At 50.7% G+C, this 24,319-nt stretch carries 20 protein-coding genes; all 20 read left to right on the plus strand.

The features are described 5' to 3' along the window. Positions 1–24: 24 nt before the first annotated feature. The 20 genes from N645_RS0103150 (at position 25) to N645_RS0103245 (ending at position 24,282) form a co-directional block, all read left to right on the plus strand. Complete coding sequence (locus tag N645_RS0103150; protein ID WP_024460060.1) at positions 25–3,327, plus strand: hypothetical protein; 3,303 nt, start codon at positions 25–27, stop codon at positions 3,325–3,327. A 138-nt stretch (positions 3,328–3,465) separates the two neighbouring features. Beyond that, positions 3,466–3,861, plus strand: a complete 396-nt coding sequence (locus N645_RS16555) for a MarR family EPS-associated transcriptional regulator (protein WP_024460061.1) — start codon at positions 3,466–3,468, stop codon at positions 3,859–3,861. Positions 3,862–3,958: 97 nt separating this feature from the next. Then, positions 3,959–5,197 (plus strand): hypothetical protein, encoded by a 1,239-nt coding sequence (locus N645_RS0103160; protein ID WP_024460062.1) that lies wholly within the window; start codon positions 3,959–3,961, stop codon positions 5,195–5,197. A gap of 90 nt (positions 5,198–5,287) precedes the next feature. After that, a complete protein-coding gene (locus N645_RS0103165) occupies positions 5,288–7,123 on the plus strand; it encodes a hypothetical protein (RefSeq protein ID WP_024460063.1) in 1,836 nt (611 codons plus the stop codon). 22 nt (positions 7,124–7,145) lie between these two features. Beyond that, positions 7,146–9,188 (plus strand): glycosyltransferase, encoded by a 2,043-nt coding sequence (locus N645_RS0103170; RefSeq protein WP_024460064.1) that lies wholly within the window; start codon positions 7,146–7,148, stop codon positions 9,186–9,188. A gap of 53 nt (positions 9,189–9,241) precedes the next feature. Continuing rightward, on the plus strand, positions 9,242–10,249 hold the full coding sequence (locus tag N645_RS0103175; protein WP_152521608.1) for a hypothetical protein: 1,008 nt from the start codon (positions 9,242–9,244) through the stop codon (positions 10,247–10,249). Positions 10,250–10,286: 37 nt separating this feature from the next. Then, entirely contained in the window at positions 10,287–11,405 is a 1,119-nt protein-coding gene (gene gmd, locus N645_RS0103180; RefSeq protein ID WP_024460066.1) for a GDP-mannose 4,6-dehydratase, read from the plus strand. Between the two features lie 8 nt (positions 11,406–11,413). Continuing rightward, positions 11,414–12,340 carry a GDP-L-fucose synthase gene (locus tag N645_RS0103185; protein ID WP_024460067.1) on the plus strand — a complete coding sequence of 309 codons (927 nt, stop codon included), beginning with the start codon at positions 11,414–11,416 and terminating at the stop codon, positions 12,338–12,340. Continuing rightward, on the plus strand, positions 12,333–13,520 hold the full coding sequence (locus tag N645_RS0103190; protein WP_024460068.1) for a DegT/DnrJ/EryC1/StrS aminotransferase family protein: 1,188 nt from the start codon (positions 12,333–12,335) through the stop codon (positions 13,518–13,520). The genes N645_RS0103185 and N645_RS0103190 overlap by 8 nt, the downstream gene beginning before the upstream one ends. Then, positions 13,520–13,966 carry a GDP-mannose mannosyl hydrolase gene (locus N645_RS0103195; RefSeq protein ID WP_024460069.1) on the plus strand — a complete coding sequence of 149 codons (447 nt, stop codon included), beginning with the start codon at positions 13,520–13,522 and terminating at the stop codon, positions 13,964–13,966. Before N645_RS0103190 ends, N645_RS0103195 begins: the two co-directional genes overlap by 1 nt. A gap of 37 nt (positions 13,967–14,003) precedes the next feature. Next, on the plus strand, positions 14,004–14,612 hold the full coding sequence (locus N645_RS18275) for a hypothetical protein (protein ID WP_024460070.1): 609 nt from the start codon (positions 14,004–14,006) through the stop codon (positions 14,610–14,612). A gap of 8 nt (positions 14,613–14,620) precedes the next feature. Then, a complete protein-coding gene (locus N645_RS17360; protein WP_024460071.1) occupies positions 14,621–16,177 on the plus strand; it encodes a glycosyltransferase family A protein in 1,557 nt (518 codons plus the stop codon). Continuing rightward, positions 16,174–16,911, plus strand: a complete 738-nt coding sequence (locus N645_RS0103210) for a hypothetical protein (RefSeq protein WP_024460072.1) — start codon at positions 16,174–16,176, stop codon at positions 16,909–16,911. Before N645_RS17360 ends, N645_RS0103210 begins: the two co-directional genes overlap by 4 nt. A gap of 59 nt (positions 16,912–16,970) precedes the next feature. Further along, positions 16,971–17,651, plus strand: a complete 681-nt coding sequence (locus N645_RS0103215) for a hypothetical protein (RefSeq protein WP_024460073.1) — start codon at positions 16,971–16,973, stop codon at positions 17,649–17,651. Between the two features lie 49 nt (positions 17,652–17,700). Then, positions 17,701–18,522 (plus strand): polysaccharide pyruvyl transferase family protein, encoded by an 822-nt coding sequence (locus N645_RS0103220; RefSeq protein WP_152521609.1) that lies wholly within the window; start codon positions 17,701–17,703, stop codon positions 18,520–18,522. Next, positions 18,523–19,398 (plus strand): hypothetical protein, encoded by an 876-nt coding sequence (locus tag N645_RS0103225; protein ID WP_024460075.1) that lies wholly within the window; start codon positions 18,523–18,525, stop codon positions 19,396–19,398. Next, entirely contained in the window at positions 19,388–20,452 is a 1,065-nt protein-coding gene (locus N645_RS0103230) for an ATP-grasp fold amidoligase family protein (protein WP_024460076.1), read from the plus strand. The genes N645_RS0103225 and N645_RS0103230 overlap by 11 nt, the downstream gene beginning before the upstream one ends. An 84-nt stretch (positions 20,453–20,536) precedes the next feature. Then, positions 20,537–21,088 (plus strand): hypothetical protein, encoded by a 552-nt coding sequence (locus N645_RS0103235; RefSeq protein ID WP_024460077.1) that lies wholly within the window; start codon positions 20,537–20,539, stop codon positions 21,086–21,088. A 28-nt stretch (positions 21,089–21,116) separates the two neighbouring features. Then, entirely contained in the window at positions 21,117–23,834 is a 2,718-nt protein-coding gene (locus N645_RS0103240; protein WP_024460078.1) for a glycosyltransferase, read from the plus strand. Then, on the plus strand, positions 23,824–24,282 hold the full coding sequence (locus N645_RS0103245) for a hypothetical protein (protein WP_024460079.1): 459 nt from the start codon (positions 23,824–23,826) through the stop codon (positions 24,280–24,282). The genes N645_RS0103240 and N645_RS0103245 overlap by 11 nt, the downstream gene beginning before the upstream one ends. Positions 24,283–24,319 lie beyond the last annotated feature (37 nt).

Consider the following 24,319-nt stretch of genomic DNA (forward strand, 5'->3'; position numbering starts at 1 on the left):
CGTTACCGCTACAGGAGTTCCAACATGGATGCCCTCAAAACGAGACTCATCATCCCAGCCCTGACAATTGCCCTGACAGCCTGTGGTGGCGGAGGAGGGGGTGCCGGAGAGAACTCCGGAAACCCCACCGGCGGCCTCTTGGACACGCTTGATGACATACCGGAAATCCGGTCCTATCGGCCCGTCTTCCCTGAACCGCGCTATGACGGCATCACAGAACAGGCTTCGCTGACACGGCAGAACAGCTTCTACTTCGTTGAAGCGGTCTACCAGCTTCTGGATCCCATATTCGAAGCCGGTACCACGCAGTTTTATATCGATAAGCCCGGAATACTGGATTACCCCTACACCGGCCCCTCGGATTTCCAGTGCATCAGCGGCAGCCTGGATCACGCCCAGCACGAACGGGATGACCGGATTGTCCAGGTGATAACACTCGATCAGTGTGAGAGCCGCGACCACGGAAAGGCCCATGGCCAGGTCATCTCGGAGGTATTTATCGATGCCGAAGGGTGGCCCACCCATGCCATCGCCACCTATCGGGACCTCACCCTTGAGGTGGAGGGAGAGCGCTTCAATTACTACGGCCAAATCACCACAACACCAGAGCGCCGCCTGTTGGTGGATTACCTGACAATCCGTAATTCCGCGCTGGACGCCACCTACCACGCCCGGGATCTCGAGAGCCTGGACGGTACGCTGACCGGCCCCATTTACCACAGCCACTGGGGTTATGTAGAGATAACCGCCGAGCCGGGCCGGACGTCGCAGACCAGGCTGGACGGCGCCGGGAACACCAGCCTCGATATGGCGTTTTATCGCGCTTACACCGCCTCCATCCTGGAGTTTTCACTGTCATCGCCCGCCATTGAGGCAGAATTTGCGGTGTCAGCCCTTGAAACCTCAATGCCGCTCGACGACCTGTTCCTTTGGCCCTATCGTGACAACCAGGCGCCTCAAGGGCAGGTGGACACGCCGGAATTGGTCGAGCCAGGCCATACGATGATTCTGGACGCCTCCGACTTTCGCGATGAGGATGATGACTTCGTCACCTATTCCTGGCGCCACCTGAGCAAACCGGACGGCTGCAAGGATGCATTGCCAAAAAGTGCGCCGGTAGTTGAACTTCGGGACGCCTGCAGAGGCACACACGAGCTGGAGCTCGTGGTCAGTGACGGATTCAATGAGGTTGTTCGGCCTTTCACGGTAACTGTCGCCGGTCCGCTACCCCAGGTAGAAAAGGTTGTGGCGCTGGAGTCCGAGGACGGCTCTGAATCACTGTCGCTGCAAGTCGAAGTGAACAACGCCTCCGAAGCAGGTCCGCTCAGCTATGCCATCGCCTATGGACCACCGGGCGTTGAGGTCAGCCCATCCGGCCTCGTGACCGGAATCCCCGAGCGCCTGTTTCAGACCAAAGGCGGCAGTGTATACATCGGTATTGAAGTGAGTAACGAGCGCTCCGTGGTGCAGGAGTTCACCATCAACTACCCCAACCGGGCACTGGAGATCGCCGCCACCAACCGCGGCGGTGCTCCCAATGACCTCTCGCGCGGATGGCAGGACATCAACAACGACGGTAATCCGGAACAACTGGTCGATTACAACGATACCTTCGCCATCATCGAAGTGCACGAGGGGGCCACACGATACCGCCACCTGGAAACCAGAGCTTTCTCGACCGACTTCCTGAGTGATAAAACCGTCATCGACTACAACGCAGACGGCCAGTTGGATATAGTGCTGCTGTACCCGGAAAAATATGTCGCCCTGTCTGGCGAGGACTTCAGTCTGATTGCCGAAGTGCCCCGCGACTCCAGCATCACCGAGCAAAGGGTTGCCGAGCTGTTTCCCGACACGCCGGTGCTCTACGGCGATATCGATGGCGACGGCGCCGATGATATTCTCTGGCTCCCGTTAACGGGTGCCGTCGAGCAGTTCACCGTCGAACACTACAGTGACGACTCAGAGACCTTGCTACAGACCTATACCCTCAATGTCCCCGAGCTGGACGGTGAATACGGGTTTGAAACCCGGTTCGTCAATCTGGATGACGAACCGGGGGACGAGCTCGTCCTGGCCCCCTACAGATCCGATCAACTCTACCTGCTCAAACGCGCTGGCACGGTGTTCGAGTTGAGCCGGAAGATCACTTACCCGGAGCGGGGCGAGCACACGGCTCAGAGCCGGCTTGAAAGCCTGAGCCAATTTACTGACCACTCCGCCGCCATGATGGGCAGTGCCGACGATGGACAGCTATTCGAATTCAGCCTGCTCGACGACCCGGTTCACTACGAGTCCGGCTTTCAGCATTACTCATTGGAGCTCGACGGTGTGAATGGCCTGCGCACGATTCGTAGCGGCCCCAACAGTATCGATGTGATCGGCGTTCGCCAGTGGCTGAACGAGCAGGGCGAACCGCAAAGCGAAATGACCCTGAGCACACTCACGGCTGACCTGGAATGGACCGGGCATCAACGATTTCCCGAATTGCCCACGCCTTATAGCCTGGATGACGTTGTCAGCATCAGTGCGGCGAACGAATCCCGGGATTTCTGGCTATACGCCCATTGGCCACCCAGCTACAGTGTGATAGACCCGGTATTGGGAGTAAGTATTTTCAGCGCGGAAGCGGTTGCCACTGCGCTCGGGTCAGGCGACCTGGATGGTGATGGACGAGTGGAGGCCTACGGAATCAGCGACGCTGGACTGTATAGGCTAAATAGCGATACCTATGCGTTTGAGTTGGTGGACGACTCGCTGCCAGAGCGCACCTTTGGGGAGGAGGGGCCGTTTGTGGCGACGTTTGCTGGCACCAATCCAGCATTGTTTGTACCTTGGGAGTTTCAGTCCAGTGGGCGGAAGCCCCGGCTGGACATCTACGAGTACCGCGACAATAACGTGCAGCGCACCGGCACCATCACATTCGATACCGAACCACTATACATGAGCCACGCACAACAGGATGTAACAGGCGATGGCGTTCCGGAACTTATTGTATGGAATACCATCCGGCAGACCGAGTTCTGGGTCATCGACAGCAGCCTGAGCGTGGTGGCGCAGTTCACCACGGAAACACCGATAGATGGCGTGTTTGAGCTCCCCACACAAACGTCCGATAGCCTCGTGGCCTACCAGCAAGGGCAGGGCGCGGGCAACTGGCGGGATACCCATATCATTCAAATCGACCTGAAGTCGGGCCGAATCTTCACCCGATCGCCCATATTGCCAGGCTGGACGGATAAGAACGGCCTGGCCTGCCTGGGAGACAACCTGGCCGATTGCACCAAAATGGTCATCACGAGCCATGGGGTGTTTTCGCTGAAGTAACCCACTCTCCAAGCTTGCAATTCACACCGCTCCTGCCTACCATGCGTTCACCGATTGAACAACGCGCCCAGGAAGGGCTCCACGACCCCCACTTCCTGGCTGTGCCGTCATGACAAGGTAGGGCGGTAGCCCATCCAGATGCTGACCGACGAATACCGCTACAAAGTCCTCAAACTGCTGGACGACAACCCCGAATTGACCCAGCGTCAGCTCGCCAAATCCCTCGGAATCAGCCTCGGGAAGGTCAACTATTGCCTGAAAGCGTTGATCGAGAAGGGCATGATCAAGGCCAGTAACTTCCGGAACAGCCAGAATAAGCAGGCTTACGCGTACCTCCTGACCCGCCGTGGGATAGAGGCAAAAACACGTCTGACAGCAGAGTTTCTGAAAATCAAGATCGCCGAACATCAGGCTTTGAAGAGGGAAATTGAGGAACTTAGGCGTCAAGTGTCGCTAAATTCCGGGAAAGTGGCAGAAAGTAGTAAAGACAACTCAGTTTCATTGAGCCATGACACCAGCGATGTCGAAGTGTAAAATCATGTAAAAGCATAACAGCGAGGCACCGGGCGCCACTCTGCCCATTGCTCTTCTACTGTTTGATGTACCGAAGAAATCCCGGAGAGATTACCGAATGCCCCTGACAGTCGGCGTAACCCCTTTTGCCCAGTGGACAAGCCTAAGTACCTTACTCACCCGGATGGGCTGGGATGAAACGCAGGACATTACCGCCTATAAAGCGGGCGATGGCCCCTGGCTTCTGTTGCACACCCGCCCCGAATATGCCGTTGCCTCCGCTCTAGATGCGGGGATTCCCCCAGAAGAGGCGCTGACTGAATGGCAGTTCGAGGCCCAAGAATTAATCGACTTCTTTAAGGAAAACCGCGAACAGGCTGCCATGACGGATATCTCCTGCGCACTCCGACATCCGCAGGCGCTAGTCCAATGGCTGGGAGCGAATCACACGGCCTTTCAGGACCGCTTCTCCGGGTTGGAGCAAGGTATACCAGAGCTCAGTCCGCCGCCCGTCGCCACTCCGTTGAGTCTGCTCATTGCCACTCAACTGGTTGCACAGACGCCGGCATTGAGTCCTTTGTTAGCCCAGCTCGAAGCGTCTAGCGTGCCAGTGGGTAATCCCGGCGAGCAAATGCCCCATGTAGACATTCCAAGCGTACTGAATGAACTTAATAACACGGCCGATACCCAGCAGAGCGAGAAGCTATCCGGGGAGCGTGATGACTTGAAGGCCGAGAATGATCTGTTGCTGCGGCAGCTTTTCGCTGTGCAGGAGGAACTGGAGAGAATCTACCTGGATAACAAGGCAAAAGACGCCAGGTGCCAAGAATATCAAGACGAGCTCGCTAAACAGGAAGCGGATAATGCCGAACTTAAAATAGCGCTTGATCGCCAGAACAACGAAAACAACATACTGAACAGCAGGCTAAGGGCTACAGAAGATTCAAAAGAGTCCCTCCAGTCTCAAAACGCTGAGCTGGAGACGACGATCCAGAGCCTGCGCCAGTGCCTCAGCGAGTATTCGGCTTCCAAGCGTGGCTCTCCTCTGAAGTCTGTTATGAAATCAGTCAAAAAGCTCAGCCCCTCTGCGCGAAACCAGGAAAAGTGCATCGAATTGGTTCGCCAAAGCGACTTGTTCGACGCCGATTGGTATGTCCGAAAGAATCCGGATGTGGCCGCCAAATTCCCCGATCCCGCCATGCACTACACATTGTTTGGTGGCTTGGAAGGGCGGGCCGCCAGCGAGCGGTTCGACTCAATAAAATACCTGAAACGGCACCCCGACGTGGCGAAGTCAGGGGTCAACCCGCTAGTGCATTACTTGCTGCACGGTAAAGCTGAAGGCCGGAAGCTTTAAATACTTCCGTAGGGCGGATAAGGGCGAAGCCCGCATCTGTCACCAATAAGCAAAACCAATACTGACCCCCTGTAACCGAACGGAACTCAAATGTTTGAAGTCCCTAAGAACCTGGATACTATCCTCCATATCGGCGCTGGCCACTGCGAGGAGTTATCGGCTTACCTGGCATCCGACGCCAAACACATCGTACTGGTGGAGCCCAACCCTGGCACTGCTGAATCACTGCGTCAGCGCACGCAAGGTGAAGCGCGTGTTGAGGTGCTGGCGCTTGCCATTACCGATGATCCGGCGCTCAACCAGCTTTACGAGTTCAACCTTCCCGAGGCCGCTAGTCTCTATCGGCCCACAGGGCTGCTCAAGATGTATCCGGGCTTGCGTGTCAGCGCTCAACATTCCGTTGCTACCTGTACGCTGGAGCAACTGGTGAATGAACACCCATTAAAAGGCGATAGGAACCTTCTGGTCTTGCAGGCGCCCGGTGCTGAGCTGACGTTGATAAAATCCTTGATAGATACCACAAATATTGAGCACTTCAGCCACTTCTGGATCACTTGCCCGCATGACGCCTACTATCAGGCGAGCGCTCCCGCCGAGGTCCTATTGGTTGAGCTTAAACAGCATGGTTATGAGGTTTCTGCTGAAGGCGGCTTGAATTCCGAATGGCCCAAATGGCAGTTGACCAGCAATCCGCTGGTGCGTCAGTTAGAAGCTGTGAAAACTGAGAAACAAGCGCTGTCCGATGCTCTACAGGCGCGTGAGAGTGAGCTTGAATATGTGCATGCAAACTTGGTAAGCGTGAAGGGAGAACTGAGCGAAGCGAGAAAGGAGTTCGATCGTAAGCAAAGTGAGTGGGACAAGCAGAAGCAAAAGCTATTGAAAGAGGAAGAGCAGAAAAGTATGGAAACTAGTGAACTACGACATGAGTTGGATAAAGAGAGGAGGTCCCACGCTGAGACCCGAGAAGAGGTCAAAAAGCTTATGGAGTCGCTGAATGAGAAGAACAAAAAGTTGGCAGAAGCAGAAGGGAAGCTTCAAACAGTAGTTAAGCAGCTTGATGAGCAGAGTGCCGGCGTGCAGCGATTTGAGGACTTGGAAGCCAAGCTGAATGCGCTATCCGGCACTATTACCAACCACATTGACAAAAAGCTCTTAAATACAACTAAACAAATTGAAGGCAGCATGGGGCTTCAACAATATCTCTCTTCTGGAGAGTTGCCCCTGAATTACCACGGTTGGCCGATCAGTCCCGACTTGGGACTATATCTCGCTGAAAAGATTGAAACGCAGAACTTTGATCTGATCATTGAGTTCGGTAGTGGTACGTCCACCAGCCTTTTTGCTAAAACAGTGATGAACAAAGTCTGGCGATCTCAGTCTTCAGGGAGAAAGCAAGCCCTTCTTGAGCGAGGCCACGAGGAAGGCTATACAAAAGATTTGGCATTTGTGGAGCCGGCCGAAGAGGACTTGCCCAAAAGAGTTGTCACCTTTGAACACAAAAAGGAGTATTACGACAAAACAGCAAATCTGCTCAAGCAGGGAGGACTGGGGAAAGTGGTTGACCTTGTTCATGCACCACTGGTGGACTATGAATACAAAGGCGAAAGCTTTCTGTACTACGCGTGTGACGAGAAATTATCAGACCTTGCCAAAATGCTTGGCGGGAGGAGGGCCAATATTCTGGTTCTGGTTGATGGTCCACCTGGTGCGACCGGGCCCTTGGCAAGATTTCCCGCTCTTCCAAAGTTGTTAAATGCGTTGCCCCTCTGCCGGTTCGATGTAATTTTGGATGACTATAATCGGAAGGAAGAGAAAGATGTAGCTAATAAGTGGCTTGAGATGCTTAAGAGCAGAGGAGTGAGCTACTCCGAAGAAAGGATTAGCTTAGAAAAAGGCGCAGTCTGTATAACGGTCGGAAACGGTTGAATTACTAGAGGTGGTAGTAAAAATGGGGGCAGGACAAAACATCCTCGCAACAGCCAATGCACACTTTAGAGCGGCTAATTACCTGAAAGCACTTGAGCTGTACCAGGGGGCAGGACGCATATATGGCGCGGAAGTGGTTTCTGCGAACATCGACGCATGCTTGACAAGACTGCAGTCCAGTGAGATTCAGAGGGCGCGCACCCTTGATCCGATTACGCGTGTTTTGTTGAATAATGCGGGAGAGATCACTTTAAGTGAACAGGAGAGAGAGCTTTCTCTCACTCATTACCAGCAGTGTGTCAATAGCTCTCCAGAAAATTTGCCTGTTAAGCCAGTCGCTAAAATTCCTCCTGATTGGCCTGAAGACTTAAAGCTTGCACCGCTACCTGAAAGTACCAACGATTTTGAGTGGTATAAACAATATAGGTACAGCGGCAGGCAAAGTCCCGTTGTCAACGTAGGTTTGAGTGTTGTTGTGCCTACATTTAATAGAAGTCGAATTCTGGATGTTACTCTTGCTTGTTTGGTAAAACAGAGAACAGAGTTCAATTACGAAGTTATCGTGGCAGATGATGGGAGCAATGAAGATCTGACACCGCTGATTCGTCGCTATGAGAGTCTACTGGATATCAAGTACGTTCGGCAAAGGGACTACGGTTACCAGCTTTGTGCGGTTCGAAACCTTGGTCTGAGAACCGCAAAGTATCCTTTCGTATCCATTCTGGACTGCGATATGGCGCCGGGGCAGTCGTGGGTACAGTCATATGTTCAGGCGCTGATTGAGTGTGAGGATGTCGCGCTGATAGGGCCTCGTAAGTACGTCGATACTCATGGCATTTCCGGTAGGCAAGTGCTTGAAAATTCAGGAATGGTAGAACGCTTGCCGGAAGTGAGAACCAACAATGATGTGGGTAACAAGATTAACGGTGAAATCTCCGTTGACTGGCGGCTGGAACACTTTCATAAGACAGATAACTTAAGGCTTTGTGATACACCCTTTAGATTCTTTAGTGGTGGCAATGTTGCCTTTTCCAAAAAGTGGCTGGAAATTGCGGGTTGGTTTGACGAAGAGTTTACCCACTGGGGCGGAGAAGATAACGAATTTGGATATCGGCTTTACCGGTCAGGATGCTTCTTTAAGGCGTTGGAAGGCGGAATGGCTTACCACCAGGAGCCACCAGGAAAAGAAAATGAAACAGATAGGGCAGCCGGAAAAGCGATTACGATCAAGATTGTCCAAGAAAAAGTTCCTTATTTTTACCGGAAGCTCAAACCGATTAAGGAGTCCATCATACACAGGGTTCCGCTGGTATCAATCTACATTCCTGCTTTTAACTGTGAAGGGTCCATTAAGCGCTGTATTGACAGCGCATTAAATCAAACCATCACAGATCTAGAAGTTTGTGTATGCGATGACGGATCCACTGACGGTACGCTAGATGTTCTTAAGGCTCATTATGGGCTTAATCCGCGAGTGCGATTTGTAACCCAGAAAAATGGTGGCATTGGTAGGGCATCTAATACCGCAGTAAATCTCTGTCGAGGATTCTATATTGGTCAGCTGGACTCCGATGATTATTTGGAGCCCAAAGCTGTTGAGTTGTGTCTAAAAGAGTTCCAAAGAGATAAGCAGTTGGCGTGTGTTTATACGGGCAACAGAAATGTCAATCCGGACGGTTCCTTGATTGCCAATGGCTATAACAGGCCAGAGTACTCCAGGGAGAAATTGACATCAGCTATGATTTGTCATCATTTCAGAATGTTTTCGGCTAGAGCATGGAGTCTGACGAGTGGCTTTGATGAGCACATAACGAACGCTGTGGATTATGATATGTATCTAAAGCTTAGTGAGGTGGGGCCTTTTAGGCACATAAACCTAATTTGCTATAATCGCGTGCTTCACGGGGAAAACACTTCAATCAAAAAACTGGGTGAACAGAAGAGAAACCATTTTTTAGTGGTTAACTCCTCGCTGGAGCGTCAAGGTGTAAGGTTGTATCGCTATAGAAGTATCACTGAAGATAAGTCATGCAGGAAGTATTTTTTTGAAAAGAATTACTTATAATTTTAGTTGTTACTTGAATCTATGAGTTGCTTTTTTTGAGGTTAAAAAGGGTTATGAGTATTACAAGTTATATTGAGCGACATGATAACTATATCCGGAATCGGTCAGACGAGGGGGTTGAACGAAATGAGAGGGTTTTAGTTTTTTCGGTGAATAGATTTAGAGGTGATCAGCGAGTCGTTGTTGGGGGGTTTGCTGATAGATTAAAAGGGATGTGCTTCTCTTATCTTGTTGCCCTCATAACTAACCGGCTATTTTTTGTTGAATGGAATAATCCATCGGATATAACATCATCTTTTGTTCCAAAGCTGTTTGGTTGGGATCAGCTTGACGACTACGACGCATCCGTAATGAAACAAGTAGATTGGGTTGATACGAATCTTGATGAGCAGGTCAAGTTGGCGTTACGGGAGGGCGGTGAATCGATTGAGGGGTTGTTTGGAGGTGAGCGCGTTGTTAAGGTCAATAGCAACCAGTTTCCACATTCGTTGCTATCTGATTACTCGAAGCTGTTTTCCGATTATGGAATAGATTGGGCAAGCTATAAAGGTTGTTTTAGCGGTGCCTTTAATTCGCTTTTTGAGTATTCTCCTCCTGAAGATAAAATGAAGTCGTTTAAGGCTTTTGGCCAGTTTAGGGAGAGCAATGTTGTAGTGATTGGTGCTCAGTTTCGAGTTGGCGGAACTTCTGGTGGCTGGAAAGATCCACAGTTGGAAGATGTGGAAAACGCACCTATGTTAGCTAAAGCGATTGAAACTTTCGCCAGTGATCGAGGGTATAATAAGTTTGGTGTTTACATAACAACTGATAATCAGGATGTTAAGAATATTTTGGCGGACTATTTCCTCGGAAAAGCTGAAGTGTTTTTCTTTGAGGAACGTCCCACCCATCTAGATAGGTCCACAACTGAAGATGCTGCCAGAGGTGCGGATCAAGTGTACTTGGAGCACACACTGTTAAGCCTGTCCGACCATGTCATTGTCGGGAAAGGCGGTTTCGGGTTGACTGCGGCATACCGTGAGAATAAGACACCAGTAAAGTATACGAGTTTACTGGATTAGTACTTTAAATTTTAGAACAACAGAGGCTTGATTAAGTATGAAGCGGGCGCTTATTACTGGTGTAACAGGGCAGGATGGTTCTTATTTGGCGGAGTTCCTTCTGGAGAAAGGTTATGAGGTTCATGGGATCAAGCGCCGTTCCTCTTTGTTTAACACGCAGCGAGTCGACCACATATATGAAGATCCTCATGTGGAGAATCAACACTTTATTCTTCATTATGGTGATCTGTCAGACTCTACGAATCTAATTCGTATTGTTCAGGAAGTGCAACCAGATGAAGTCTACAATCTTGGGGCTCAATCCCATGTCGCGGTCTCGTTTGAATCTCCTGAATATACGGCCGATGTTGACGCGCTGGGAACGTTGAGGCTCTTGGAGGCGATTCGTATTTGTGGGCTAGAGAAAAAGACCCGGTTCTATCAGGCTTCGACTTCAGAATTGTATGGTCTGGTTCAAGAAATACCTCAGAAAGAGACAACGCCATTTCATCCTCGCTCGCCTTATGCGGTAGCGAAGCTTTATGCGTATTGGATAGCAGTCAACTACCGTGAGGCTTACGGAATGTATGCCTGTAATGGCATTTTGTTCAATCATGAGTCCCCTCGTCGTGGCGAGACCTTTGTCACCCGGAAGATTACTCGAGGTTTGGCCAATATTGCACAAGGGCTTGAGGATCGGTTGTACTTGGGAAACATGGATGCCTTGCGTGACTGGGGCCATGCTAAAGATTTTGTTCGTATGCAGTGGCTGATGCTTCAACAAGATAATCCGGAAGACTTTGTGATTGCAACGGGTGTGCAGTACTCAGTTCGTCAGTTCGTAGAATGGTCGGCAAATGAGTTGGGTATCAGCCTTTCTTTTGAGGGCTCTGGTGTTGAGGAGAAAGGCATAGTAACCGCTGTGACTGGCGATAACGCCCCAGCTGTGAAAGTGGGGGATGTTCTTGTGGAAGTGGATCCACGATATTTTCGCCCAGCGGAGGTGGAAACCTTGCTGGGTGACCCGAGTAACGCAAAAGAAAAGCTTGGTTGGGAGCCGGAGATAACCGTTCAGGAAATGTGTTCTGAAATGGTCGCTGCGGATTTGGAGCAGGCTAAACGTCACGCGTTATTGAAAAAGCACGGTCACCACGTATCTATATCCACGGAGAATTGATAAGCCGTATGAAAATTTTGCTGACCGGCGCGTCCGGGATGGTGGGGCGCAACATATTGGCACACAAAGATGCTAGCGATCACGAGTGGCTTACCCCCTCAAGTCGAGAATTGGATCTATTGAATCACTCATCTGTTTTGCGATACATGCGAGAGCATGCACCAGAATTGGTGATCCATGCGGCCGGTGTGGTCGGTGGAATTCAGGCCAATATGGCGAATCCGGTCAAGTTCCTGGTTGACAACACCCTGATGGGTATTCATGTGCTTGAGTCTGCCCATGCTTCCGGCGTACCCAACTTATTGAATCTTGCCAGCTCTTGTATGTATCCAAAGGATGCTGAGAACCCATTGAAGGAAAGCCAAGTCCTTACAGGAGCGCTTGAACCAACTAACGAAGGGTATGCCCTCGCGAAGATTACCGCTAGTCGGCTGTGTGAGTATATAAGTCGGACGGATGCCGGGCGCCATTACCGTACCCTTATTCCGTGCAATCTCTATGGGAAATATGACAAATTTGACCCTAAGCATTCTCATATGATTCCTGCGGTCATTCGCAAGTTGCATGAAGCAGCACGCGCAGAAAAGGCATCCGTAGACATTTGGGGTGACGGAACTGCACGCAGAGAGTTTATGTACGCCGAGGATTTGGCAGATTTCATTTTTTATGCTCTCCCCAGGCTGGCCAGCATGCCCCAAACACTGAATGTCGGCCTGGGACAGGATTACTCGATTAACGAGTACTATCAAGTGATCGCTCAGATCGTGGGTTTCGAGGGAAGGTTTGAACATGATCTCACAAAGCCCGTTGGCATGAAGCGAAAGTTGATAGATACGACCTTGTTACAAGAGTTTGGCTGGAACTCTAAAACCTCCCTGACGGAGGGTGTTCGCCAAACGTATTCCTATTTCCTCAAAGAGGCTGTCAATGACTAAATACTCTCTGGCGTCCAGTACTTGGGACGAGGCCGAAATCAATGCTATTCATCAGGTTATCGAATCTGATATGTATACGATGGGGCCTAAAGTCGCCGCTTATGAGCGGGCTTTCGCTGATTACTTTGGTTCTCGTTATGCTGTAATGGTAAGCTCTGGATCGACCGCCAACTTGTTGATGATTGCATCGCTGTTCTTCACTAGGAATCCTAAGCTTAAGCGAGGTGATGAAGTCATCGTTCCCGCAGTATCCTGGTCCACCACTTATTTTCCGCTGCAGCAGTACGGACTTAAAGTGAAGTTTGTGGATATTGATCAAGATACGTTGAATATAGATTTGGAGAAACTCGAATCGGCGATTACTGAGGATACTAAAGCAATCTTGCTTGTTAATCTGCTTGGTAATCCAAATGATTATTCTCGTATTTCAGAATTAACGGAAGGCAAGGATATTTTGCTTCTAGAGGATAATTGTGAATCCATGGGAGCTGAGTTCAATGGGTTGAAAAGTGGCACCTATGGATTGATGGGCACATTCAGCTCTTTCTTTTCGCACCATATTTCTACAATGGAAGGTGGTTGTGTCGTTACCGATGACAAGGAGCTTTATCACGTTCTGTTGACCATACGTGCCCATGGGTGGACGCGTAATCTACCCAAAGAGAATTTGGTCAGTGGTATAAAAAGTGATGACCCATTTGAAGAGTCATTCAAGTTTGTTCTCCCCGGGTATAATGTTCGCCCCTTGGAAATGAGTGGTGCGATCGGACTGGAACAACTTAAGAAACTTCCGGAGTTTATCCGTGTTAGGCGTGCAAACGCAAAGCTGTTTTTAGAGCTTTTTGGTGATCATCCGCATCTGAAAATTCAATCTGAAACTGGCAATAGCAGCTGGTTTGGTTTCTCGCTAGTAATAAATAAAAATGCTCCATTTGATCGAAAATCCTTGGTTAAGGCTCTGCAGTCAAATGACATCGAGTGTCGTCCCATTGTCACCGGAAACTTCTTGAAGAACACGGAGGTGCTCCAGTTCTTCGATTATACAGTCGCTGGCGACCTCGATGCGGCTGAATATATCGACAAAAATGGGCTTTTCGTGGGTAATCATCAGGTGGATCTCTCTAAGGAGATTCAGCATTTGTACGATACCGTCCAATCTTTAAGTGCTAAAAATTTGTAATGTGGTTATCAGAGCCTGATTTCATGAATGTTATTCAATCGACCCCTTTGGTGTCGATTGATCTAATTCTTATGAATAAAGCCGGTGATGTATTGCTAGGTAAGCGGAAAAATCGTCCGGCAAGAGATTTCTGGTTTGTGCCAGGCGGGAGGGTTCTGAAAGGCGAGGAGATACACCAAGCAATCAATAGAATTTCCCGGGACGAACTAAATTGCGATCTTCTTGAGCAGGATGTGCGCTTTCTCGGTGTATATGAGCACTTTTATGATGACTCAATGTTTTCCGATGATGTCAGCACACATTATGTCGTGCTCGGGTATCGGGCGAAAATCACCGGAGATGTGAGCCTGCCATTTGAGCAACATCGCGATTATCGGTGGTTTAGTCCTGATGAAATTGAGCGTTGTCCTCTGGTGCATCAAAATACAAAAGCGTATTTTATTTAGTTGATCAAATGAATTTATGTGCCGCTAAAGGTATGGTATGAGGGAGTCAACTGAAGTGTCCAGAGGGTTTGAGCGGTCTAACAAGGAGGACTCTGATTTTGAGTGGAATAACAGCCAACTTCTGGACGAGCTGATCCGCCTTCAGCTGGAGGTAGAGGCCTATTATGAGAGAGCTCAGACGCTTGAGGGTGAAGCTCTGGAAAAAAGGCGACAATTAGACCGTTGTACAAATCAACTTAAACAGATGAACCAGCTAGTGGAGCGGGCGCAAGAAGCGATTTTTAGCACACGTGTCCAAACCAGCCGCTCCATGGGCAAAGTACTGCTTCGTGCCGTGTCTTGTCTCCGCCCTTCACGCTACCGAATTCGGTCACAAGTCGCTTTAGTTGAAAAGTGCTCATTTTTCGACGCCAAGTGGTATGCCCTGCGTAACCCTGATGTGGCGTTACGTGCGCTGGACCTTGCTGAACATTATGTTCGGCATGGGGGGTTAGAAGGGCGGGCGCCAGGTCCTGAGTTCTCCAGTCGTCAATATCTTGATCAGTACATTGATGTCTTGGAGTCCCGTCAGAACCCCCTAGTTCATTATCTTACGCACGGGCGGTCGGAAGGTCGGAAGCGATTCAAACCAGAGGTTAACGAGTGACATCAAGAATGACTAGGCTGGAACAGTACCTGGATTTGGTGCGGCGCCGGGGAAATTTTGGGCGAAACGTTGGCTCAGCCGATTTCCTTATCGACTACCTGGGCAAGGACTTTTTCATGCTCCCCCCTGGTGAGGTTTACTCACTGGATATTCTTGCAGGTAAATCTTACCGGCAATTGGCGGAGTGGAATAAGCACCTCCGTAAGTTGCGTGGAGAGCAGGAGTTGGTCGCACTGATTGACTATGCTGACCTGTTGCGAAAAGTGCAGATGACAGAGTCATTCCTTGGGGTAACTCGATACCTGATTTGCCAAATGGTATCGCTGCCAGATACCAGTAAGAGGAAGTTGCTCAAGCTGGCTCGTATGGCGTTTTTGGTCAGTGGCGACGTGTCCTTGTTCACCTTGGTGAGCCGGGTGGCGCCCGAGTGGCTTCCGGAGATAACACTGCCTGGTACGATTCATCAGACGCTACCCTCGGAGCTTCAGCAGAACGTGACGCTTGGGGAGGATGTGGATGATCAGGTTTTTGATCGACACAATTCTCTGGCAGGTACCAGGCGTTGCCTGGCGACGCTCGAAGACCGGCTGACCGATGAGCAATACTGGGGGCTGTCTTTGAATCAGGCTGCGTTTGAGAAAAGTCGAAGCCGGTACAATGCTTGCCTTAACGAGCTATTCTCCTCTTTCCAGCTGAGCGGTGTGGATTCAGTTGACCTCGATTCAGACAACGTTCTGAATACGATCGTGGCGACGTCTCCAGCTTGCGCCCTGGGGGATCAGGGTTTGGTGTCCGTTATCGTGTCCTGCTTCAATGCTGAGGATACGGTGGGTTACGCGTTGTCGTCGCTGAGTCAGCAAACCTACCAGAACATTGAAATTCTGGTGTGTGATGATGGCAGTAACGATGCCAGTATGGCCAAGATTCTTGAGCAAGCAAAGAAAGACGCACGGATTAGAGTCTTCCGTTCACGGAAGAACCAGGGTACCTACAACATACGCAACGCATTGATCCACGAGTCAAGCGGTGAATTTGTGACGTTTCATGACTCTGATGATTGGGCGCACCCACAGAAGCTGGAGCAGCAGCTGGCTTTTATTACGGACAACGGCATTGATGTGTGCAGTACTCGGTGGATTCGCATTGATCCGGCAGGGGCGGTTGTGTTTTTTGTTGATGGTCGTATGTATCGGTTTTGTGTCGTTTCCACAATGGCTAAGCGTTCAGTGTTCTCAGTGGTCCCTCGTTTCAGGGAGAGCTTGGTGGCTGCTGATACCGAGTTTCATGCCTCCTGTGTCAAACTGTTGGGTGAGCATAGAGTCAAAATATTGAACAAGCCTCTGGTTCTCGGCTTGTGGGGAGAGGGTTCCTTGACGCGAGCTGAGGGGTTGAAGGCGGAGAACAATGGCTATGTGGCAGAACGCCGTCGACGATACTCGGAGGTTTCTGCTCGTCAGCAGGTCTTGGGTTCGCGAGTGGTGGCAGATGAAGATGTGATTGAAGTTCTCAAGCAGAACAATATCTATCGTGAATTTTCCGGAGTGGAAGCGGTGGTGAGCTCGTGATTATTGCCAATATGAGTAGTTTTCCACCTAGAGAGTCACTACTTTTGGAGGTGGTTGATCAGGTGCTGCCCCAGGTGGATCGGCTCAACATCTGTTTGAACGATTATTTGCATGTTCCTGAACTTTTGATGCGGGATAAAGTCAACGCTTTTATACCGGATGAGGATTACCGGGATGTCGGAAAGTTTGTGGTTGATGATTTTAAGGACGATGACGACATCTTCTACATGGACGACGACATCTTCTATCCAGAGGAGTATGTCCAGACTCTGATGACAGCGCGTGATCGGTTTGAGGGATTGAACCCTGTTGTTGGAGTGCATGGCATTATTTATCCGGATGCCTATGATGGTTCGGTGGGCAACCGCAAGGTATTTTCTTTCCCCAAGGCTCTGCCTCACTTTCGAGTGGTGAATCAACTCGGAACGGGTACCGTTCACTGTAAAGGTTTTCAGGCGGCACCTTTGGGGTTTATGCAAGGGTCGCAACGGTTTGTCGATGCCCGATATGCCCGATACGCGTTGGACCATCAGTGGCCAATGTTATGCATTCCCCGTGAATGTGGATGGATGACCGAGTTTGATAGTGGTGAAAGCATTTTTCACAGCTTCACAAAATCCTGGCCAATAGAAGTGGTTAAGGAGTGCCAGGCGATTGCGGGTTATGCCCGCCTGAATGTTGATGCTGTGATAGGGGTTGAAACCCACCAGCTATCCGGTAATAGCCCCGAGTAGAATTATTTTGGTCGCGGGATCTCCGATCGGGAGCATTGGATTTAAAATGGAGAAGGTTTATGAGTGAAGTATCGGTGCAGTACGCCGTTTATATTAATCTGGATGAGCGTGATGACCGACGGTCTCATATGGAGTCAATACTATCCAGTGCGGGCTGGGAGTACGAGCGACTATCGGCAACAAGGTTGGAAGAAAGCCCGGAAAGCGCGGGTTTGAAGATGATCCCAAGACTCACAGGTCACAAAGGGGTAGCCTCGATCTGGCTGTCTCATGAACGTGCCTTAAATCGCTTTTTGGCTGTGGCTGAAAAGGGGGGCGAGACTGGTGCGTATATTTTGCTTGAAGACGACGTAAAAGTACTCAGCCCGACCTATTTGCAGAATCCACTTTCCTTGCCAGCGGGGCTTTCAGATGACTGGGAGATCATTTTGCTGAGCCCGCGTTTTCGATGGAAGAATAAGGCAAACATTCCTCCTGAGGATGAAGGTAAGTACTTTACGACACCTTATGAGAAAGAGACTTGGGCTGACCTCAATCAAGCTCAGGAAAAGTTTATCATTACGGGTGCCCACTATGTGATCTTCAAAAATCAGGGTGTGGTTTCAAAAGTTCTGGATCGTATGAAAGAGCGCTCTCTGTATGATGTTGATAACTTTTATGTCAGTGACTTCAGAACCTACGGGGTCAGACTGCCGGACGTGACAGCGGGCGGTTTTGGTTCCGATCATAATTACGAATGATGAGTACTAACCTGGTAATGGGTTGAAAGTCGGCGATGTGGCGTACTTTATGGCTTCGATAAAATTATTTTGGTGGCGTCCCAAAGACGGCTCCTTCAATTTGGGTGATGAAATCTCCAGATTGCTCTTTGAGCGTTTGTTTGATGTTCAGGTGAAACGTGCCGCGTATCCTGGTGCGAATGTGAACAGCACTGGCAGCACGCTGGGTTGGGCTTTCGATCGGGAAGACTTCGAGACACGCAAAACCAAGATGGTAGTGTTGGGTTCTGGTTTGATGCATCCTTGGCATCAGATAGAGGATCATGGCTGGCTCGACATTCGATTGGTGAGAGGCTATCTCACTCGTAGTGTCATTTCCCGGGCATTTGGTGAATCGATGGCCATTGGTGATCCGGGGCTATTGGTATCTGATTTGTTGCCCTCCAAAAAGCCGGAGAAGAAATTCCGCTATGGGGTGATTCCTCACATTAGCAAAGTGGAAGATGATTCGTTTTATCAGCGATTTGATGGCCTTCCCTCGGCGACCTTTATCAGCTTCAAAACCGACGATATAGATGCGGTTTTGCGCAAGATGATGGAATGTGAGGTGATTATAAGCCAGAGTCTGCATGGGGTTATTTTTTCTGATTCGCTGGGACTACCGAATGTCTGGTTGGATGCAGGTAGCCTTCATCCTGGTGGGAACTTCAAGTTTTTCGATTACTTTTCATCGATAAACCGACCTTTCGACAAGGGGTTCAAGGTTAATCCTGGAGAGGTTATAGATGAAACCGTAGAGCAGGAGCTGTTTACGCCAGATATGAAAAAGGTAGAACAGGTAAAGCAGACAATTAGGCAAGAAATTGTCCGAGCCATCGGAGAGTTTCGTTAGGTGTTCGGGATATTTAAACGCAAAAGAAAGCTTATTGAAGTGCCAAGGTATTCAGGAAAGGTGGGGTTTACTGACTTGGCGGACTATGAGCGAGTGGAATTTGGCGATGGATTGGCCAGATCGACGGGTAGCCGTGTGATTTTCACCCGGTGGCACGAGGGACTGCGTTACGATTTCGCCCTTGCAAAACGGCGCAGGGGCCGGCGTTTATTTGTGTTGTTCAGTGGCGCCGCCTCTCGAGATAAGATGGATCCTCCGGTTTTTCAGCGTTGGAAGTGGGCAGACCGTTTCCCTGGACACGTTCTGTATGTCTCTGATCCCGCGTTATTCGAAGATGAAACGCTGGGTCTCGCGTGGTACATAGGAGTCGGAGACCGTGATCCCCTTCCTTTTATAGCCGATACCGTTCGCTCAGTTGCTGGTTATCTGGGGTTGCAGGATGATAAGGTCGTGTTCTACGGTTCCTCTGGTGGCGGGTTTGCGGCTTTACGCATGCAGGACTTTATGGCTGAAGCGACCTCAGTGGCCATTAACCCCCAGGTAACGCTTACCAAGTACAACCGGAGCCTGGTAGGGCGTTATTTGAAAACGTGTCACGGTGTATCCTTGAATGAATTTGACTTTGAGGCGAACCGGGATCGTTTTGATCTTCTCGCGCACCCGAAAACAATAGAGAACCGGTTGATTCTCGTCCAGAATACTCTCGATAAGAGTCATTACACTAAGCACTTTTCAGCCTACTGCGAAATGTTGGGGGTTAGCCCGGACGAATCTACCGAGATGGGGAACGTGAAGACTATTTTGTTTTCTCATGAGAAAGGGCACCTTCAGGCGGAAACGTCAGAGGTGTTTACGCAAATTATGAATGCAATTTGATATGGCGCTGTTCGGATCACCGGCGGATAAGCGCCTAAAGGCTGTTCGTGCTGCATTGGCTGAAATCAGGGCGCAGTATCAGTCGCTATCACGTCCATTAAAAGCCTTGATTAAGGAAGATTCATTGAGCGAAGGCCAGGCCCGGCAATTGAACGAGCTGAAGAACTTCAATTTCTATCCACGCCTCGGGCATATCGAAAATGTGTTCTTTGAGTCTGCCCAAACTGCGTCGTATCGGGTACAGCGAGCGGCTCAGTTGGGGGCTATTCAACACTCGCGCAAATTGCCGCCAAGAGTGGTTAGCGTGAAGGGTAAAAGTGTCCGTTTTGCCGAGCAGGTGGGGCTACCTATTCCTGGAACAGAATTCCCTCTGAGGCTTGAAGAGATTGAGTTTGATGCCCCGTGTGTCATTAAGCCGCTATACGCTGAAGGTAAGCCTTGTATTTATGCCATTGCGCTTCAAAACGATGGTTCTTTCAAGGATTTTTTTTCTGGACAGCAGTTCGCAGATATAGCGTCTTTGCAAGACGCGTTGCGGCAGGCAATGAAGAAGTCGGGAGTCGCCAAGGATGCATGGCTAAAAGAAGAAATGATCGTGGGTTCCTCGGGCAGCCCGTTGGACACCTATGATGTTAAAATGTATACCTTTTACGGCGAAGTTGGATTGGTTTTGCAGGTGGACCGATGGCGAGGTCGGCACTATCGCTTTTTCGATACCAACGGTCGTATGGTAGATACCGGAAAGTATTCGGCGGAACCAAATATTGCTCCGGTGTTCGATCAAAGTTTGATCGATGTTGCCCGTAAGGTGAGCCTGAGAATACCTTGGGCACATGCCCGGGTAGACTTTCTGGTTTCTGATACGGACTGGCGTTTTGGTGAGTTTACGCTTCGCCCCGGCGTTCCTGCCAGCTTTAACGAGGAGTGGGACCGAAAACTGGGGGAGCTGTTTGTTAAAAGCCAGGCCCGGGTATATGAAGATCTGATTTTAGGCAAAGATTTTTCGGAGTACCGTCGACTGTTGAGTGAGCACCAAAAAAGCGGCGGTCATTGAGTTGGAACTCATTGAGCCTGGGGCCGTCATAGCCAGGTATATCGTCAGCAATCGTTCATTGCTTTTTACCAGGTACGTTGATTTATGAAAAAATTGCTTTTGGGTCTAGGTGCGATTGTCGGAATTGTGGTGATATTCGGCATTTGGTACTTCATCGAGACGTATGATCGCAGTAATCTTCCAGAGTGGTTAGGGGGTGACCCGGAGTATGTGCAGTCTGACGGCGCTCCTCAGGTATGGAACCACTTTGTGGCCGTAGATGAGTTATCTGAACAGGACTTTGAACGCTGGCCGGGTACCCTCGAATGCGATCCGTGGCAGCGGTGGGACGGATTTTCTCGCGAAAAGACCTTGTGGGTCAGTGACGGCATGGTGGCCTATGACAATGGTGATGTGGCGGCGTTTCTTGAGTCGGCCGGCGACGGCACCGCGATTCCTGCAAAACTTACCGCCAGATTTGAGTGGTGGCGTGGTGATATAATGGAATCCGATGTGGTGATGGAAGGCTGGTACACCGCTGTAACAGACGATTTAAAGCGTTTACAGATGAGAGGACGGCTGGTCGACGGCGTTTTATCTCTTGAAGGGACCCGGGGACCTCGCGACTGCCGAGTTGAAGCCACGCGTCCTAAGTAGCAAGTCGCCGTAAGGCGAATGAGAGGATATGATCAACCTTTTGCGCCACTTTTCAGTATCGCACCGGGCCAAGGGTCGCGACTATGCGCTGTATGCGATGCTCATTGATGAGTCGTGGTACCGCAAACAGTATGGAGACGTTATACCGGCTCATATGTCGGCGCTGTCTCACTATTCGACTTACGGCGTCCGATTGAGGTTTGACCCTAGTGCTTTCTTCAGTACTGAGGAATACCTCGATCAATGCCCGGAACTTTATACATCCGGTGAGAACCCCCTGTGGCATTTTGTCACCAAAGGTCAATACCAGGGTGTGGCAGTTAAACCTTCCCATTTATTCCAACCGAATGACTATCCTCCTGCGTTAGCCCGCCAGTCCGCTCGCAAACTCGAGATGAAACTGTGGGGGGGATTCTCTGGTGAGGTGTGGCCGGTGTTACGCTCCCGCCTGGTCGTCCCGTCCGCACGGGCGTCTGACCGCAGCTATGCGGCCTGGGCTCTGGCTCGATGGAGCGCATTTCACAAGGACTACTCGGCAGCATTGAGTTTCCTGTCATGGCGTCGTTGGATAGACGGTGAGGCGCTGAAACATAAGGCCCAGGTGCTGTTGGAGGTCGATTGCCTGATTCGCCTGGGGCGAGAGGGAGAAGCTTATGACCGGCTGCGGGCCGCTCGGAAAGGCGCCGCAAATGATGCGGATTTATTGCTTTCTCTAAGTAACGTGTTTGTGAATGGTGTGGGAGATAAGGTTCGGGAACAGCGGCTCCGCGCGGTGAATCAGGTGTTGACCCACCATGGGTTTACACCATTGGCATTGCGTAACCGGGAGGAGCCGCTGAGTATATTCAATCTGAAAGGGGCGGCGCAGTCTGCAGGTCGGTGCGAAGAAGCAAAAGTGTCGATACTGATGCCGGCTTATAACGCAGGGGCGCAAATTGAGCTGGCCATTCGCAGTCTGCAGGAGCAAAGCTGGACCAACCTTGAAATTCTTGTAGCGGATGATTGCAGCTCCGACGATACCCGATCCCGGGTTGAGGCGCTGGCGAAAAGCGATCCCCGAGTTCGCCTGATTGCACTGGAGCACAATGGTGGTGCTTACGCGGCTCGCAATGCCGCATTGGAGCAGGCCAGCGGTGATGTCATTACGGTACACGATAGTGATGACTGGTCTCACCCTCAAAAACTCGAGGTTCAGGTTCGCCATCTATTGAATCAGCCCTCGGCTGTCGCCACTATCACCGATTGGGCTCGGGCGCGTGAAGACCTGTATTTTACAGGAACCTTCCGGGCTCACGGCTCACTGGTTTCCGAGAATACGTCCTCCCTTATGTTCCGCCGCGAAGCGGTTGAACACCTGGGAGGATGGGATTTGGCCAGGACCAGTGCCGACTCTGAGTACGTGCTTCGACTGCGACGAGTGTTTGGTGATGACGCGGTGGTGCGCTTGCACCGCGGTGTACCTTTGGCCTTTGCCCTGGATCAGGAAACGTCTCTGACCCGCACGCCGGTCACTCATGCGAAGACGTTGTTTTATGGGGCTCGGCGTGAATACCGTGAGGCTGCGTCGGCCTGGCATGAATTGGCCTCCTCCGAGGAGCTTAAGCTGCCGCTGTCGGCGAATGATCGCCCGTTTCCAATTCCCACGGTTATGCGTACGAAAAACCGCGATGAAGTTCGGCACTACGATATTGTGGTAATTGCGGATTTTAATTTGAGTGGTGGCGCATTTGTCTCAACAATGAACTATGTTGATGCCGCCATTGCTCAGGGGAAGCGAGTGGCCATTTTTCACTGGCGCCGGGCCGACCTGGATGTTGAAACACCACTAAAGCCAGTTCTTCGGCAGCGTGCGGGGAGGGGTGACTTTGATATCCTTGCCGCCGGGGAGAGCGTGAAAAGCGAGGTTGTTCTGGTGGGGTATCCGGTGGTTCTTAACTATCGTCTGGATATGGTTCCTGAGATCATAACGAAGCATTTCATCATTCTGGTAAATCAGATGGCGAGTCGATTGACGACCGGCGAAGACCCTCAGTATGACCCCAGACGTGTCGGTGAGAATGTTCGCGCGCTGTTTAGCGTAGCGCCAGTCTGGGTACCCATTTCAGGCCTTGTGCAACGCTTGATGCGCGAGGATGAGCGCTACCCGGAACCGCACTTCGATATTTGGAATCCTTTGTTGAACGTCGATAACTGGTGCCTGACACGAGTTAACTGGCGCGGAGATCAGCGTCCAATGCCAGTGGTGGGGCGTCACGCCCGCGACCATTACACCAAGTGGCCGGGTACGGCCGAGGCGTTGGCTGCTGCCTATTGCGTGAACCGGGACTGTGAGGTCAGGTTGCTCGGTGGCGCTGACCATGCGCTGAGTATTCTCGGTGCACATCCCGACAATTGGCACGTGTTGGAGTTTGCAGATAGCACCTACGATTTTTTGCAGGAACTGGACTTTTTCGTCCACTATCCCCATGAGCACTATATTGAAGAGTTCGGGCGGGCAGTGCTTGAGGCCATGGGCCTGGGTATCCCGGCAATTTTACCGCCAGTTTTCAAAGAGACATTCGGCGATTTTGCGTGTTACGCGGAACCCGACGAGGTATGGCAAGTCATTGAGTCGCTATGGGGCGATAGGCAAGCATACCAGGCGGCCTCCGAGCGCGGATTACAATTCGTTCGTGAACATGCACGCTATGACGTTCTCAATCGACGGCTCGAGAAGCTTAATGAGCAGGTTACGTATGAAGGATGAGCAAAGCAAAATCTTGACCCTCACTGAGCAGTTGGAGCGCCAGCAGGATGAGATTGACCGCTTACGAGGTCGGCCTTCTCCGTTGAGGCTGTTTGTACAACGAGCAGAGGTATACCCCTTTCCGGGCCAGTCGTGGTGGGAGCGGCTGGTGGATCGCTATAGAGAGTTGGTTCCCCAGAGTGGCGTTCAGATCATTAGGAGGTCCGGTCTGTTTGATGCTGACTGGTATTTGGCGCATTATCCCGAGTTAGGGAAAGACAGACTGGCCCGTCGTAACCCGGCCAAGCATTACTACAAGGTGGGTGCTCTGCACGGGCTGAATCCCGGGCCGAATTTCGATACCCAGTTCTATCTGGCGAATAACCCGGACGTTCGCTCTGCCGGAGTGAACCCGTTAGTCCACTACGTGCTTTTTGGGCAGGATGAGGGTCGAACCTGTGTCCGTTAAGGGAGTTGTGTAGACCTTTGTTACGCTCACGTATAAA

It is taken from the genome of Marinimicrobium sp. LS-A18, from assembly GCF_000463525.1.
GTDB lineage: Bacteria > Pseudomonadota > Gammaproteobacteria > Pseudomonadales > Cellvibrionaceae > Marinimicrobium > Marinimicrobium koreense.